This window comes from Micromonospora sp. RL09-050-HVF-A (assembly GCF_019374995.1).
Lineage (GTDB): Bacteria > Actinomycetota > Actinomycetes > Mycobacteriales > Micromonosporaceae > Micromonospora > Micromonospora antibiotica.
On record NZ_JAGKQP010000002.1, the window covers coordinates 4,029,442 to 4,043,645 of the forward strand.

A 14,204-nucleotide genomic window follows, 5' to 3' on the forward strand; every position below is an offset into this window, starting at 1 on the left:
GGTACGCGTCAGTGGCCGGCGGCCAGCAGGTGCTCGGCCAGGGTCAGGTCGAACGGGCGGGTGACCTTCAGCGCGTACTCGGAGCCGGGGACGCAGAACACCGGTACGCCCTGCTGCTCGACCAGTCCGGCATCGTCGGTGAGCGGGTCGCCGGCGGCGGCGTGTGCGGCGGCGAGCACCGCCCGGCGGAACCCCTGCGGGGTCTGCACGGCCCGCAGGGCGGACCTGTCGACGGTGGCGAGGACGACGCCGGCAGCGTCCACCTGCTTGATCGTGTCGCTGACGGGGAGGACCGGGATCACCGCGTCGTGCCCGGCCCGGACTGCTGCCGCCACCGCCTCGACGAGCGCGGGTGGGGTGAGCGCCCGCGCCGCGTCGTGCACCAGCACGATGTCGGGGCCGGACGGCACCGCCGCCAGTGCGTTCGCCACCGACGCCTGGCGTTCGGCACCGCCCGCCACCACCAGGACCGGGGCGACCGGGGTCAGCAACTGCCGGACGGCGTCGACCTCGGTGGCCGGCGCGGCGACGACGACGGTGTGCACCGACGGGGCGGCGGCGATCCGGCGTACCACGTGCACCAGCAGGGGTTCACCGCCGAGGAGCCGGAGCGCCTTGGGACCGCCCGGACCGAGGCGTACCCCGGCACCGGCCGCAGGAACGAGGACCGCGACGTCGCCGCGCGGATTGAGCTGCGCGGTCACGTCGCGGTCCTCGGGAATTCTTCGCTGCGGGGTGGGTACGACGATGCGGTCGGATCAGGCCTCGGTGAGGACCTTGTCGAGCAGCGTCTCCGCCTCGTCCTTGGTGCTCTTCTCGGCCAGCGCGACCTCGCCGACGAGAATGTCGCGGGCCTTGGCGAGCATGCGCTTCTCACCCGCGGAAAGGCCCCGCTCCCGCTCCCGACGCCACAGGTCGCGGACGACCTCGGCGACCTTCAGCGGGTTGCCGGAGGCCAGCTTTTCCAGATTCGCCTTGTAACGCCGCGACCAGTTGGTCGGCTCTTCGGTGTGCGGTGCACGGAGCACGTCGAAGACCTTTCCCAGGCCCTCTTCGCCGACCACCTCGCGCACACCCACGATCTCGGCGTTCTCGGCGGGCACCCGGACCGTCAGGTCACCCTGTGCGACCCTGAGGACCAGGTATTCCCTGGGCTCACCCTTGATGACCCGAGTCTCGATTGCCTCGATGAGTGCGGCCCCGTGGTGGGGGTAAACAACGGTCTCGCCGACGCTGAAAACCATAGGTTCGAAACCCCTTTCGCTGTGTCTAGGGTAACACGCTCAGGCACCAATGTCCCGCTGCCGTCCTGACCGTTGGCGCAGCTCAGGGGCCCTGTGAGAGGTGTTGCTTCGGCTTGACAGGCGGCCAAACCAGTGGTTCAAACACGCTCCGTGAGCAGCGGATGACAACCCGGTACGGGTGATCGGAGCGTGGATTTCTCGGGCTATGCGCTCTTCCCATGGTAGCCCGCGGGCGTCCGGACCGCCCAGGTCTAGCGGCAGGAGGGTCCGTGCGGGACGCTGGAGGGGTACCGCACACCGCTCGCCGCACCGCTTACCGGGGGGTCCGATGGGCAAGCCCGACGCCGAGGGACAGGGTCCGTCCGAGGAACTGCCCGACCTGCCGCCGGAGTGGGGCCGGGTGGTCGTGCCGGACGACGCGTCGGCGCTGGCCGAGGAGGCCGCCCAGCTCCGTCGCGAGCTGCGCCGACGCACCTCGGCCACCCGGTGGCGACGCCGGCTGGGGCTGACCGCCCGCCCCGACGGCCGGCCACCGCTCGGGCTGCCCCTGCTGTTGCTGCTGGTGGCGGTGCTCGCCACCAGCGTCGGCCTGGTCACCGTCACCTGGCCCCGCTCGTCGCGGGGCACCGACCGCCCCACCGTTCTGCCGCAGTCGGCCACCCCGGCACCCCTGGTCGGGCGGTCGCTGCCCGCGCTGGACCTGGTCGACGTCGACCAGACACCGGTGCCGCTGCGCGGCCTGCTGCCCGCGATGATCGTTCTGGTGGACGGCTGCGCGTGTGCCGCGCAGGTGGCCGCCGCCGCCAGCGCGGCACCCGACGGCGTGCAGGTGGTCACCGTCGCCGGCGGACGTGAGGTGACGCCGGCCCCACCGGTCGGCGGTCCGGTCCGCGCCCTCGCCGACCCCGCCGGGGAACTACGCGCCGCGCTGCACCTGACCGCCCGGCCCGACACCGCCCCGGCCCTGCTGGTGGACCGGGCCGGCACCGTGGTCCGGGTGTTACCCGAGCTGGGTGCCGCCGCCGACTACCGGAACGACCTGGTCCGGCTCGCCGGCTGACCCGGGGCCGCCCGCCCAGGACGCAGGGCCACCCAGGACCCGGGGCCGCCCGGAACCCGGGGCCGCTGCCAGCGGCACGTCGACCGGCCCGCTCAGGGCAGCGCGACGACCTGCGCCTCCAACTCGACCGAGCCGGGGCCCACCGCCGAGAACTCCAACCGGGTGCCACCCAGCGGGCCGGTCAGCTCCCAGGCGACCAGCTCGCCGTCGCAGGCCGCCTGCCGGCGCTGCGGCGGATCGTCGTGCAGCACCGAGACCAGCAGCGTCCCGTCGCCCGAGCAGCGGTACTGGAACAGGTGCCGTGCGCCGTCGGGGGCCGACTCCCGCAGGACCGGCGCCCGGCCGGACACCAGGGTCATCCGTTCCCGCCACATGGTGTCGGTGAACGTCGGCAGCCCCACGTCCGGGTCGCCGGAGGAGCCGGGCAGTTCGGTCGAGCCCAGCACCCGCCCGGTGCGGCTGTCGAGCACCACCACCCGCCGGGTGGCCGCCGCGAGTGCCGACGGTGCCGGGGACACCGTCCCCGCCGACCCGACCGGGTCGACCGCAGGGGCGGCGGCCGACCACCACCAACCGCCCCCGACCAGGGCGAGCAGGGCCGCGCCGGCCAGCACCGCACCGCGCAGCCGATCACTGCCGCCCCTCTCGACCCCCACCCGGCGAGGGTAACCAGGAGCCGACGACGACGCTCGGCGCAGCGCCGACCACACCCTCCCTGACCAGGTCATCTGCCCACACGCCGGCACCCCGGGCCAGCCGTCCGCCGGCCCGGACGCCGGATCCGCAGGCATCTCCGGGGCGGCACCGCCCGGCTCCGGCCACCCCGGGACCGGGGCTCCGGACCGGGGGCGCAGCGCGACTCAGGGCCGGCGTACAGGTCAGGCCGGCGGTCAGGTCAGGGTCGGCGTTCGAGGAGGGCGGCGTAGAGGGTCAGCCCCGGGCCGAAGGCGAGCAGCACGACCCACCGGGGCGGCACCGCCGCCCGCAACAGCCGATCCAGGATCAGCAACACCGTCGGCGACGAGCAGTTGCCGTGGTCGTCGAGGACCGCCCGGGAGGCCGCCAGCGCGTCGGCGGGCAGGGCCAGTTCCCGCTCCACCACGTTGAGGATGCGCGGCCCGCCCGGGTGCACCGCCCAGCCGTCCACCTCGGCGATCGTCGTGCCGTGCCGGGTCAGCAGACCGTCCACCAGCCCCCGGACGTGCGCCGAGAGCACCTGCGGCACCTTCGGCGACAGGCCCATCCGGAAACCGGTGTCGGTGACGTCCCAGGTCATGTGGTCGGCCGTCGAGGTGTCGGTGACCGAGGCGACCTCGCGCAGCGCGTACCCCCGGTCGGTGGTTTCGGTCCCCGGGACCAGCACGGTGGCCACCGCGGCGTCGGAGAACAGGGCGTGCGAGACGATCTGCTGGGTGTCCATCCGGGCCGACGCCGGCTGGATGTGCAGGCTGGTCAGCTCGGCACAGAGCAGCAGCGCCGGCCGGCCCCGCGCGGTGACGAAGTCGCCCGCCGCACCCAACCCGGGCAGGGCCGCGTAACAGCCCATGTGCCCGACGAACATCCGCTGGGTCTCCGCAGCCATGCCGAGGTCACGGGCGAGGAGGATGTCCAGCCCGGGGGTGGCGTAACCGGTGCAGGAGCAGACCACGAACAGCCCGAGGTCGCCCGCCGCGAGGCCGGCGTCGGTCAGCGCCCGGCCGATCGCCTCCTTGCCCAACGGCAGCGCCTCCACCTGGTAGCGCCGCATCCGCCGGTCGGTCGGCCAGTCGGAGACGTCCTCCAGCAACGGGTTGACCGCCGCCTGCCGGTGCGACACCCCCGAGTTGGCGAAGATCCGCTCGGCCAGGGCCCGGGTGGGACCCGAGAAGTGCTCCGCGAAGTAGCCAGCCCAGAGTTCGTCCTGCCGGGCGCCGGGCGGATGTGCCGCCCCCAGCCCCGCGATCAACGGCACGGCCATCTGTCCCCACCTCTCGTCCACACTGCCCGTCCGGCGGCCACGCCGACCTCCGTCACCCTCACCAACGAGGGGCCGTTCCGTCGCGGTCCGGGTCACCCCCGAGCACCGCCACCCCGAGCCAGTCGGCGCACACGTCCGAGGTCGCCGGATGCAGCGAGCCGCAGCGGGCGTCCCGGTAGAGCCGTTCCAGCGGGTGCCCCCGCCGGGTGGCCGAGGTGCCGGCCGCCTCCAGCATGGACGCCGCCACCTCCGCCGCCGTGGTGCCGGCGAGCAGCTTGGCCCGCCACACCCACCGGTTCGTCTCGGCGTCGCCGGGGGCGTCGTCGACCCGGCGGGCCGCCTCGGCCACCACCAGCTGCGCCGCCGCCACCGCCGCGTCGGCCCGGCCGAGCCGGGCCCGCACCGCCGGCAGGCCACCGAGGTCCCGCGCGGTGAGGTGCTCGGCGGCGGCGTCCACCGCCGCCCGGGCCACCCCCACGTAGACGGCGGCGTAGCTGGCCACCAGCCAGTGCGGCATGAGCTGGGCGACGACCAGGGCCAGCCCCTCCACCCCACCGAGCAACCGGTCCGTCGGCACCGTCACGTCCAGGTGCAGATCATGCGACGAGGTGGCCCGCATGCCCAGCGCGTCCCAGGTCGGCTCCACGGTCACCCCGTCCCCGGCGGGCACCAGGAACTGGGAGACCACCGACGGGTCGGCGGCGCTGCGGGCGGCCACCAGGTAACCGTCGGCGTGCCCCGCCCCGGAGCAGAACGTCTTGCTCCCCTTGATCCGCCAACCGCCGTCGACCGGCTCGTAGACCGTGCTGAGCCGGGACAACCGGGCCCCCGCGCCGCGCTCGCTCATCGCCACCGCGTACCAGGCGCCCTCGGCCGCCGCGCACAGCAGCCGGTCCCGGGCGACCAACGCCTCGTCCGGGACGCCCAGCGCCTCGGCCAGTTCCTCGGTGACCGCGCCGAGCGCGCCGGTGACCGAGGCATGCATGTTGAACACCAGCGCGGTCGCGCCGTTGCCCCGGGCCAGCTCGGTGGCGACCGCCGCGTACCCGGCGAAGGAGGCGTCCGCGCCGCCCAGCCCGGCCGGGACCATCAGCCCGAACAGCCCGGACTCCCGCAGGTCGGCGAAGTCGTCGGCCGGGAACGTGCCGTCCCGGTCGTGCCCGGCCGCCCGCGCGGCGAACCTCGGCGCCAACCGGCAGGCCGCCGCCAGAGCGTCCACAGTCATACGGTCCCCTTCCTGGGTGTTCCTGGTACCCCGAACCGGGGCGGCTAGCCGTGCCGGACCCCCCGACCCTGGTAGAGCACCGCCGTCGACCAGGTCGGACGGATCGCGGGCCCGTCGTGGGAGACGTCGCGGGCGGCACCCCCACGGGTACGCCGCACCAGCCAGCCCAGCGTCGCCCGCAGCCCCGGCCGGACCCCCCGTACCCGCAGGGCGACGCCGTGTCTGGCGCACTCGACGACCAGCGCCCGGTCGTCCACGAACAACCGTGGGTCGTGGATGCCCCGGGGCACGGTGGGCAGGCGTTCACCCAGCTCCACCGCGACCAGCCGGGCCAGCAGCGTGTCGTTGAGGGTGTCCAGCACGAGCAGTCCACCGGGGCGCAGCAGGCGGCACGCCTCGGCGACCGCCGCCCGCCAGTCGGGCACGTGCTCCAGCACCTCACCGGCGGCGACCACGTCGGCGCACCCGTCGGTGAGCGGCACCGCCGTGACGTCACCGGCGAGCGCGGTGACGCCGTGCGCCGCCGCCTGCTCCAGGGCCGACCGGGTGAGATCCACCCCGACGTGCCGGTAGCCCTTGCCGACCAGGTGCGGGGCCATCAGCCCGGCACCGCAGCCCAGGTCGACCAGGACCGCGTCGGGCCGGGACGCCGGTGGCACCAGTGCGGCGCGGGCCCGGGCCAGCCAGTGCAGCATCGCGAAGGCGCCGTCGGGCCGCCACCACTCGCCGGCCAGGTCGTCGTACTGGCGGGGGTCGTTGGGGGGCAGCACCCGGGCACCGTTGGACACCGGACCGTCACGCATGGCATCGAGCGTGGCACGACCGGCCGGTAACGACCAGACTTCCCTTATGTCGCGGACGGTGTTAGGGCTGGTCAGGGCGAGTCATCCGGAACCCGGCCTGGCGGTGACCACGGTGGCCGGACTGCTCGCCGTCGGGGTCGGCCACCGTCCGTCCGGGACGGTGGCCGTGGTGCTCACCGTGCTGGCCAGTCAGCTCGCCGTCGGCTGGACCAACGACGCGGTGGACGCCGGGCGGGACGCCACGGTGGGGCGTACCGACAAACCGGTCGCCGCCGGGGCGGTGGGTCGCCGGACGGTGGTGGTGGCCGCCGTGCTGGCCGCGCTCGCCACCCCGCTGCTGGCGCTGACCACCAACCCGGTCGCCGCGTTCTGGTTCACCCTCGGCCTGGTCTCGGCGCTGCTCTACGACTGGCCGCTGAAGTCCACCCCGGTCTCGGTGCTGCCGTACGCGGTCTCCTTCGGCTCGCTGCCCGCCTTCGTGGTCCTCGCCCTGCCGGGTGCCCCCGCGCCACCGGCCTGGCTGGTCGTCGCGGGGGCCTGCCTGGGTGCCGGCGCGCACTTCGCCAACGTGCTGCCCGACCTGGCCGACGACGCCCGCACCGGGGTGCGCGGGTTACCGCACCTGCTCGGCGCCACCGGGAGCCGGCTGGCCGCCGCCGGGCTGCTGTTCGCTGCCACCGTCGCCCTGGTCCTCGGGCCACCCGGGCCACCGTCGTGGGTCGGCTGGTCGGCCGTCGCGGCGGCCGTCGCGGTGCCGGCCGTCGGCTGGTACGCGGGCCGCGCCGCCACCCGTCGCGACGGCCGCTCGGCGGCCGCCTTCCGGGCGGTGCTGGTGGTGGCCCTGATCGATGTGGTGCTGCTGGTGGCGAGCGGTCGGGTGATCTGAGCGGCACCCGCCCGGGTGGCGGCACCGGGTCCGTGTGCGGTCCTCGATCAGCCCCAACTACCCTGGAGCGCGGTCTGCGCGGGTATGACCACCCCGCGCCCGGGGCATGCACCGGGTGGGGATCGTGACGAGGAGGACCGACGTGACGCGCTCGATCAGGGGTTCCCGGCGGGCCACCCTGCTGCTGGTCGGCCTGGCGGGGGCGACCGCCCTGCTGGCCACGGGCTGCGGGGCGGGCCAGGTGTCCGAGACCGCCAACAAGCAGCCGTCGGTCCAGGGTGTGAACGTCCAGACGTCGGACAACGCCTACAAGGTGCGCGGCCTCTACGTCGCGTACCCGGGTGACAGCGGCCTCGCCGCCGGTGCGAACGCCGCGCTCAACGCGGTGATCTACAACGACACCCGGGACCCGGTCACCGTCACCGTCACCACCGACAGCGCCCGGCAGATCGTGCTCACCGGGGCCACCGGCTCGGCCAGCCCCTCCGGTTCCGCCTCCCCGGCCGAGAGCGCCTCGCCGTCGGGCAGCGCCTCCCCGGCGGAGACCACCTCCCCGGACGGCAACGCCTCCCCGTCCGAGGGTGCTTCCCCGTCCGAGGGTGCTTCCCCGTCCGAAGGTGCTTCCCCGTCCGAAGGTGCTTCCCCGTCCGAAGGTGCCTCTCCGTCCGCGCCCGCCGGTCAGCCGGCCCGGATCGAGATCCCGGCGCTGAGCTACGTGCAGCTCAACGTGCAGAACGGCCAGCACCTCCAGCTCATCGGGATCAACGAGGCCCTGCGCACCGGCCAGCAGGTCAACCTGACCTTCGACTTCGGCGGCGGTCGTACCGTCAGCACCCCGGTCCCGGTCGGGGTGCCGCTGAGCCCGGCGCCCCCGGCCTCCCCGATCGTGCACCGCGAGGGTGGCGAGGAGAGCGGCCAGGAGGGCAGCTCCGGCCACGGCGGCTGACCCCGCGAGCGAGACACCGGCACCGCCGGCGTGGCGACGACCACGCCGGCGGTGTTTTCGTCACCGGTGAGGGTTAGCGTCCTGGGGTGACCACCCCCCGATCGACTCCCGCCCGTGGCGCGTCCGGCGCGTCCCGGAGCCGGGCCGCCCGTGAGCCCCGCCCCGCCTACGCGTGCGACGCCTGCGGCCACCAGCCACCCAAGTGGGTGGGCCGCTGCCCGGAGTGTGGCGAGTGGGGTTCGGTGGTCGAGTGCACGGTCACCGGCCCGGTCGTCTCCGGTCGGGTGGTCAGCTCCCGGATGCCGGCCGAGCCGGCCCGACCGATCGCCACGATCAGTGCCGCCCCGGCGCGGGCCCGACCCACCGGGGTCAGCGAACTCGACCGGGTCCTCGGCGGCGGCCTGGTCCCCGGCGCGGTGGTCCTGCTCGCCGGGGAGCCCGGGGTGGGCAAGTCCACCCTGCTGCTCGACGTGGCGCAGCAGTGGGCGGCCACCGCCGGCAGCCCGTCGCTGGTGGTCAGCGGCGAGGAGTCGGTCAGCCAGGTCCGGCTGCGCGCCGAGCGGATGGGGGCCCTGCACGAGCAGCTCTGGCTGGCCGCCGAGAGCGACCTGAGCGCCGTGCTGGGCCACCTCGACGCGGTCAAGCCGGGCCTGCTGGTCCTCGACTCGGTGCAGACCATCTCCACCACCGGCAGCGAAGGGGTGCAGGGCGGGGTGACCCAGGTGCGGGCCGTCACCGCCGCCCTCGTCGCGGTCGCCAAGGAACGCGGCATCGCCACCGTGCTGGTCGGCCACGTCACCAAGGACGGCCAGGTCGCCGGGCCCCGGGTGCTGGAGCACCTGGTCGACGTGGTGCTGCACTTCGAGGGCGACAAGCATTCCTCGCTACGGATGGTCCGGGGCGTCAAGAACCGGTTCGGCGCGGCCGACGAGGTCGGCTGCTTCGAGATGCACGAGGGGGGCATCAGCAGCCTGGCCGACCCGTCCGGGCTTTTCCTCACCCGCTATTCCGAGCCCGTCCCGGGCACCTGCGTCACCGTGGCGATGGAGGGGCGGCGGGCGCTGCTGACCGAGGTGCAGGCACTGATCGGCGCTACGGTGGCCGGCTCGCCCCGGCGTACGGTCTCGGGGCTCGACGGGGCCCGGTTGGCGATGGTGCTGGCGGTGCTGCAACGCCGCACCGAGCGGCTGACCCTGCACGACCGGGAGGTCTTCGCGGCCACCGTCGGCGGGATCCGGGTGGTCGAGCCGGCCGCCGATCTCGCGGTCGCACTGGCGGTCGCCTCCGGCGGGCTCAACCTGTCCATCGCGCCCCACCTGGTGGCGATCGGCGAGGTCGGGCTGACCGGTGAGGTGCGCCGGGTCGGAGCGGTCCCCCGGCGACTCGCCGAGGCGGCCCGGCTGGGCTTCCGGACGGCCCTCGTCCCCACCGGATGCGGCCCCGAGAGCACCGGCGCCGGCCCGGACACCATGCGGGTGATCGAGGTCACGGATGTCCGGTCGGCGCTCCAGGCGGTCGCCCGCGCATCCGCTGAGTGACGGACGGTGGCGAAGCGCCGGGGACCGGTCAGGCCATACCGGACAACGCCCGCCAGGTCAGGCGGGTGGGAAAATCCGACGCCGTGGCACATCACAGTAACCACGAGAGCACCCACCGCAGGGCAGTCCGTAGACTGTGCGCGTGCCGACCGACCGCGACGCCGCCAAGCCTGCCGGCGCGACGCCCCACACCCGCGCCGCCGCCGTGGGCTCACCCACCCGTCCGATCAGCGTGAGCGTGGCCGGGGCCACCGGCAGTGCCGGTGATCCGCTGCGGGCCAACCTCGCCCTGATGGCGCCCGGTACCGCGTTGCGCGACGGGCTCGAACGCATCCTGCGCGGTCGTACGGGCGCACTGATCGTCCTCGGCTACGACAAGGTCGTCGACGGGATCTGCACCGGTGGCTTCCCGATGGACGTCGAGTTCTCCGCGACCCGGGTCCGCGAGCTGTGCAAGATGGACGGCGCGGTGGTGCTGTCCAGCGACGGCACCCGGATCGTGCAGGCCGGGGTGCACCTGATGCCCGATCCGTCCATCCCCACCGAGGAGTCCGGCACCCGGCACCGCACCGCGGAGCGGGTGGCCCGGCAGACCGGCTACCCGGTCATCTCGGTCAGCCAGTCGATGCGGATCATCAGCCTCTACGTCAACGGGCAACGGCACGTCCTGGACGACTCGGCGGCGATCCTCTCCCGGGCCAACCAGGCCCTGGCCACCCTGGAACGCTACAAGCTCCGCCTCGACGAGGTCTCCGGCACCCTGTCCGCGCTGGAGATCGAGGACCTGGTCACCGTCCGGGACGCCGTCGCCGTCGTGCAGCGGCTGGAGATGGTCCGCCGGATCGCCGACGAGATCGCCGGTTACGTGGTCGAGCTGGGCACCGACGGCCGCCTGCTCGCCCTGCAACTCGACGAACTGATGGCCGGTGTCGACGCCGACCGTACCCTAGTCATCCGCGACTACCTGCCCACCGGCCGCAAGTCGCGCACCCTCGACGAGGCTCTCGTCGAGTTGGACCTGCTCGGCGCGACCGAGCTGATCGACCTGGTCGCGGTCGCCAAGGCGATCGGTTACCCGGCCGCCTCCGACGCGCTCGACGCGGCGGTCAGCCCCCGCGGGTTCCGGTTGCTGGCCAAGGTGCCCCGGCTGCCGGTGGCCATCGTCGACCGGCTGGTGCTGCACTTCGGCAGCCTCCAACGGCTGCTCGGGGCCACCGTGGAGGATCTCCAGGCCGTCGAGGGGGTCGGCGACGCGCGGGCCCGGGGCGTACGGGAGGGGCTGTCCCGGTTGGCCGAGGCGTCCATCCTGGAACGCTACGTCTGACCGGGGTGGGCCACCCGGGCTGACCGGCTCGTCGGTGCCGGTCGGCACCTCCGGGATCAGCCGGTGACGACCAGCTTGACCGGCTCGCTCAACTTGGTGCCCACCCGGGCGAAGACCTGGTAGGTGCCGGCCGGCGGGTTGGGGCCCGAGGCCACCCCCTGGCTACAGCGGCTGGCGTCCATGCCGTTCCAGGTGAGCTGGTAGGTCCGTTCGAAGCCGGGGGTGAAGGACTGCACGTCGGAGCCTTTGCCGGTGCCGCAGGTGTCCGAGGACCAGACCTTCTCCGCGCCGGACTTGATGAACAACTCCTGCACGTCCGCACCGACGTCCCGGCTACAGGTCCGCTGGGACGTATTTTTGATCTTGAGGGTCAGGTCGACCGGGGCACCCTGGCGCACCTCGGCCGGGAGCGCCACCGGGGTCACCTGGACCTCGCTGTTGGTGCAGGTCCCGTCGTCCGCCCGGGCCGGATTCGTCGGCGCAGGCGGAGCGGCAGACGGCGCGCTGTTCGTGCCCGGCTCGGCGCTCGACGCGGCCGACGAGTCCGGCGCACCGGCCGCACCCGACGGCGACGCGGACCCGGGGGCCGGCGACGCGACCGTCGGGGAGGCCCCGCCCGCCGCCGGGGCCGACGTCGGACCCCCGGCACCCCGTGTGGTGCCGGTGTCCCCCGATCGGGTACACGAATAGAGCAGGACAACCAGGAAGAGAAGCCCCGCTCCGAGTACGACGGCGCGACGCCGCCAGTACACGGCGGAGGGCAGGGGACCGACCGTCAGACGCATGATGCCCCCACCGTAGCGGCGTGACGCACGAGGACCGACCACGACTCGCCGGGCATCGGCCGGCGGCGGGGAAACCGCACTCCACTCACGACAGTCACCCGAAATCCGCCCCGACCCGCGTCACAGGTAGACCTTGCGCTGATACACCGCGTGCGCGCTGGCCACCCGGTCCAGGAAGAGCAGCCCGGCGCAGTGGTCGATCTCGTGTTGCAGGGCACGGGCCTCGAAGCCGTCGGTGACCAGCCGGACCAACGCGCCGCTGCCGGGCAACGCCCCCTCGACCACCAACCGGCTGGCCCGCTTCACGTCACCGGTCAGATCCGGCACCGACATGCAGCCCTCCCGGCCCGGCTTCCAACGGCTCGCCTCCACCACCCGGGCGTTGCAGAGCACGAACGTGCCATGCACCGTCACCGCCTTGGGGTGACCGGTCACATCCACCGCGAACACCTGCGCACCCACCCCGACCTGCGGTGCCGCCAACCCCACACAGCCAGGCGACACCCGCATCGTGGCCACCAGGTCGGCCGCCAGCCGGACGGTCTCCTCGGTGGTCGGGTCGACCTGCGGTCCCGGCCGGCTCAGCACCGGCTCGGGGGCACACACCACCCGACGCACCTCCCCCGGCACCCCCAACGCCGCCGGAGTCCAGCCACCGAGCCCGGTGTACGGTTCCTCGCTCACGGGTTCACCTCGGTTCGCGACTGCGGGGCTCGCAAACCCGGCTCACTCCTCGCGCTCACAACACCCACCCGCGCTCGCGACTGCGGGGCTCGCACAACCCGCTCACTCCTCGCGCTCACAACACCCACCCGCGCTCGCGACTGCGGGGCTCGCAACCCCGGCTCACTCCTCGCGCTCACAGGAGGTCCGGGTCGGCGGGGCGCAGGGAGAACCCGACACCCAGGTCGGCGGCGACCCCGGCGAGTCGGACGGCCAGGTCGTCGGCGCTGCCCGGCGGCAGGTCCACCTCGGCCACCACCACGTAGAGCGGACCGGCCAACCGGGTGGAAAGATCCGTCACGTTGCCGCCGCTCTCGGCGACCACCCGGGTCATCGCCGCCACGATGCCCATCCGGTCCGCGCCGTGCACCGCCAGCACGTACGGCTCACCCGCCGGAGCCGTCGTACCGTCCGGGGTGACCGCGCGTACGGTGGCCAGGAGTTGGCCGTCGGCGGCCAGCGGCGTCAGGGCGGCCTCGACCTCGGCGGCGGCCGGGCCGACACAGATCAACGTCATCGCGAAGTGGCCGCGCAACCGGGTCATGGTCGAGTCGGTGAGGTTCGCGCCGAGCCGGGCGAGCACCTCGGCCACGTCGGCCACGATGCCGGGCCGGTCCCGACCGATGACGGTGATCGCGAGCTCGCTCATCCGGGCATTCTGCCCGATCCGCCCGGCGGTCCGGTGACGCCCCGCCCGGCCCGCCCAATCAGCGGGAAGGCATCGCGTGACATCATCGTCGGCGCGATGACTGAACCGACCTTCACCACCCTGGTCAGCCGGTGGTACGAGCAGAACGCCCGCGACCTGCCCTGGCGGACGCCCGGCATCGGGGCCTGGCCGATCCTGGTCAGCGAGGTCATGCTCCAACAGACGCCGGTGGTGCGCGTCCTGCCCGCCTGGCACGCCTGGCTCACCCGCTGGCCCGATCCCGCCGCCCTCGCCGCCGACACCCCGGCCGAGGCGATCCGGATGTGGGGTCGGCTCGGCTACCCCCGCCGGGCGGTACGGCTGCGCGAGTGCGCGGTGGCGATCGTGGAGCGGCACGGCGGGCGGGTGCCCGACCAACTGGACCAGTTGCTGGCGTTGCCCGGCATCGGGACGTACACCGCGCGGGCGGTCGCCGCGTTCGCCTACGGTCAGCGGCACCCGGTGGTCGACACGAACGTCCGGCGGGTCGTCTCCCGGGCCGTCGCCGGTGCACCGGATGCCGGCCCGGCCACCACCCCGGCCGACCTGGTCGCCTGCGCGGAGCTGCTGCCGGTCGAACCGGCCGCCGCGGCCCTGGCCAGCGCAGCCTTCATGGAACTCGGTGCGATCGTCTGCACCGCCCGTTCACCGCGTTGTCCGGCCTGCCCGGTCGAGGCGGTCTGCGCCTGGCGGGCCTCCGGCCAGGCGGCGCCCACCGGGCCGACCCGCAAGACCCAGCGGTACGCGGGCACCGACCGTCAGGTGCGCGGGCTGCTGCTCGGGGTGCTCCGGGACGCCACCGGCCCGGTGCCGCACCAGCGGCTCGACCAGGTGTGGCACGACGACGTGCAACGGGCCCGGGCACTCGCCGCGCTGGTCAAGGACGGCATGGTGGAGCCGGTCGGCGAGGAGCATTTCCGGCTCATCGGGGATGGTCCCGCCACCCAACCGATTCCCGGCTGACCCGCCCCCGCCGAGGGCTGCGCTGGCCGACGGCAGGCAGAAAGGGCGACGGCCCGGTGGCT

General features: G+C 74.3%; 15 protein-coding genes. 6 read left to right on the forward strand and 9 right to left on the reverse strand.

The genetic code is table 11. The features are described 5' to 3' along the window. Nucleotides 1–8 precede the first annotated feature (8 nt). The gene (gene ispD, locus J7462_RS17615; protein ID WP_219465042.1) at nt 9–704 is read right to left on the reverse strand and encodes a 2-C-methyl-D-erythritol 4-phosphate cytidylyltransferase; all 696 of its coding nucleotides are present in this window, start codon (nt 702–704) and stop codon (nt 9–11) included. 54 nt (nt 705–758) lie between these two features. Further along, nucleotides 759–1,244: a CarD family transcriptional regulator gene (locus tag J7462_RS17620; protein ID WP_013288937.1), complete on the reverse strand. Its 486-nt coding sequence runs from the start codon at nt 1,242–1,244 to the stop codon at nt 759–761. Between the two features lie 328 nt (nt 1,245–1,572). Between J7462_RS17620 and J7462_RS17625 the strand changes: the two genes are divergently transcribed. Continuing rightward, the gene (locus J7462_RS17625; RefSeq protein ID WP_208567779.1) at nt 1,573–2,304 is read left to right on the forward strand and encodes a hypothetical protein; all 732 of its coding nucleotides are present in this window, start codon (nt 1,573–1,575) and stop codon (nt 2,302–2,304) included. Nucleotides 2,305–2,396: 92 nt separating this feature from the next. On the opposite strand, the gene J7462_RS17630 is transcribed toward J7462_RS17625, so the two are convergent. The 4 genes from J7462_RS17630 to J7462_RS17645 all read right to left on the reverse strand — a co-directional run bounded on the left by J7462_RS17630 (nt 2,397) and on the right by J7462_RS17645 (nt 6,289). Beyond that, nucleotides 2,397–2,960 carry a hypothetical protein gene (locus J7462_RS17630; protein WP_219465044.1) on the reverse strand — a complete coding sequence of 188 codons (564 nt, stop codon included), beginning with the start codon at nt 2,958–2,960 and terminating at the stop codon, nt 2,397–2,399. A 239-nt stretch (nt 2,961–3,199) separates the two neighbouring features. Next, on the reverse strand, nt 3,200–4,261 hold the full coding sequence (locus tag J7462_RS17635; protein WP_219465046.1) for a type III polyketide synthase: 1,062 nt from the start codon (nt 4,259–4,261) through the stop codon (nt 3,200–3,202). Between the two features lie 58 nt (nt 4,262–4,319). Then, complete coding sequence (locus J7462_RS17640) at nt 4,320–5,486, reverse strand: acyl-CoA dehydrogenase family protein (protein ID WP_219465048.1); 1,167 nt, start codon at nt 5,484–5,486, stop codon at nt 4,320–4,322. Nucleotides 5,487–5,530: 44 nt separating this feature from the next. Continuing rightward, the gene (locus J7462_RS17645) at nt 5,531–6,289 is read right to left on the reverse strand and encodes a bifunctional 2-polyprenyl-6-hydroxyphenol methylase/3-demethylubiquinol 3-O-methyltransferase UbiG (RefSeq protein ID WP_208567775.1); all 759 of its coding nucleotides are present in this window, start codon (nt 6,287–6,289) and stop codon (nt 5,531–5,533) included. A 46-nt stretch (nt 6,290–6,335) separates the two neighbouring features. Between J7462_RS17645 and J7462_RS17650 the strand changes: the two genes are divergently transcribed. The 4 genes from J7462_RS17650 (at nt 6,336) to disA (ending at nt 10,983) form a co-directional block, all read left to right on the forward strand. Then, on the forward strand, nt 6,336–7,175 hold the full coding sequence (locus J7462_RS17650; protein WP_219465050.1) for a UbiA family prenyltransferase: 840 nt from the start codon (nt 6,336–6,338) through the stop codon (nt 7,173–7,175). A 142-nt stretch (nt 7,176–7,317) separates the two neighbouring features. Beyond that, the gene (locus J7462_RS17655; protein WP_219465053.1) at nt 7,318–8,121 is read left to right on the forward strand and encodes a hypothetical protein; all 804 of its coding nucleotides are present in this window, start codon (nt 7,318–7,320) and stop codon (nt 8,119–8,121) included. A gap of 86 nt (nt 8,122–8,207) precedes the next feature. Further along, entirely contained in the window at nt 8,208–9,659 is a 1,452-nt protein-coding gene (radA, locus tag J7462_RS17660; protein WP_208567772.1) for a DNA repair protein RadA, read from the forward strand. Between the two features lie 142 nt (nt 9,660–9,801). Beyond that, nucleotides 9,802–10,983, forward strand: a complete 1,182-nt coding sequence (gene disA / locus J7462_RS17665; RefSeq protein WP_208567771.1) for a DNA integrity scanning diadenylate cyclase DisA — start codon at nt 9,802–9,804, stop codon at nt 10,981–10,983. Nucleotides 10,984–11,039: 56 nt separating this feature from the next. Here disA and J7462_RS17670 read toward each other — a convergent pair whose 3' ends face one another. From J7462_RS17670 to J7462_RS17680, 3 genes are all read right to left on the reverse strand, one after another. Then, on the reverse strand, nt 11,040–11,768 hold the full coding sequence (locus tag J7462_RS17670) for a hypothetical protein (RefSeq protein WP_219465054.1): 729 nt from the start codon (nt 11,766–11,768) through the stop codon (nt 11,040–11,042). Between the two features lie 120 nt (nt 11,769–11,888). Then, complete coding sequence (locus J7462_RS17675) at nt 11,889–12,452, reverse strand: peptide deformylase (protein ID WP_219465056.1); 564 nt, start codon at nt 12,450–12,452, stop codon at nt 11,889–11,891. A 175-nt stretch (nt 12,453–12,627) separates the two neighbouring features. Continuing rightward, the gene (locus tag J7462_RS17680; RefSeq protein ID WP_208567768.1) at nt 12,628–13,140 is read right to left on the reverse strand and encodes a glycine cleavage system protein R; all 513 of its coding nucleotides are present in this window, start codon (nt 13,138–13,140) and stop codon (nt 12,628–12,630) included. A gap of 96 nt (nt 13,141–13,236) precedes the next feature. Here J7462_RS17680 and J7462_RS17685 point away from each other — a divergent pair, with 96 nt between their 5' ends. Beyond that, complete coding sequence (locus J7462_RS17685; protein WP_219465058.1) at nt 13,237–14,142, forward strand: A/G-specific adenine glycosylase; 906 nt, start codon at nt 13,237–13,239, stop codon at nt 14,140–14,142. Nucleotides 14,143–14,204: the final 62 nt, after the last annotated feature.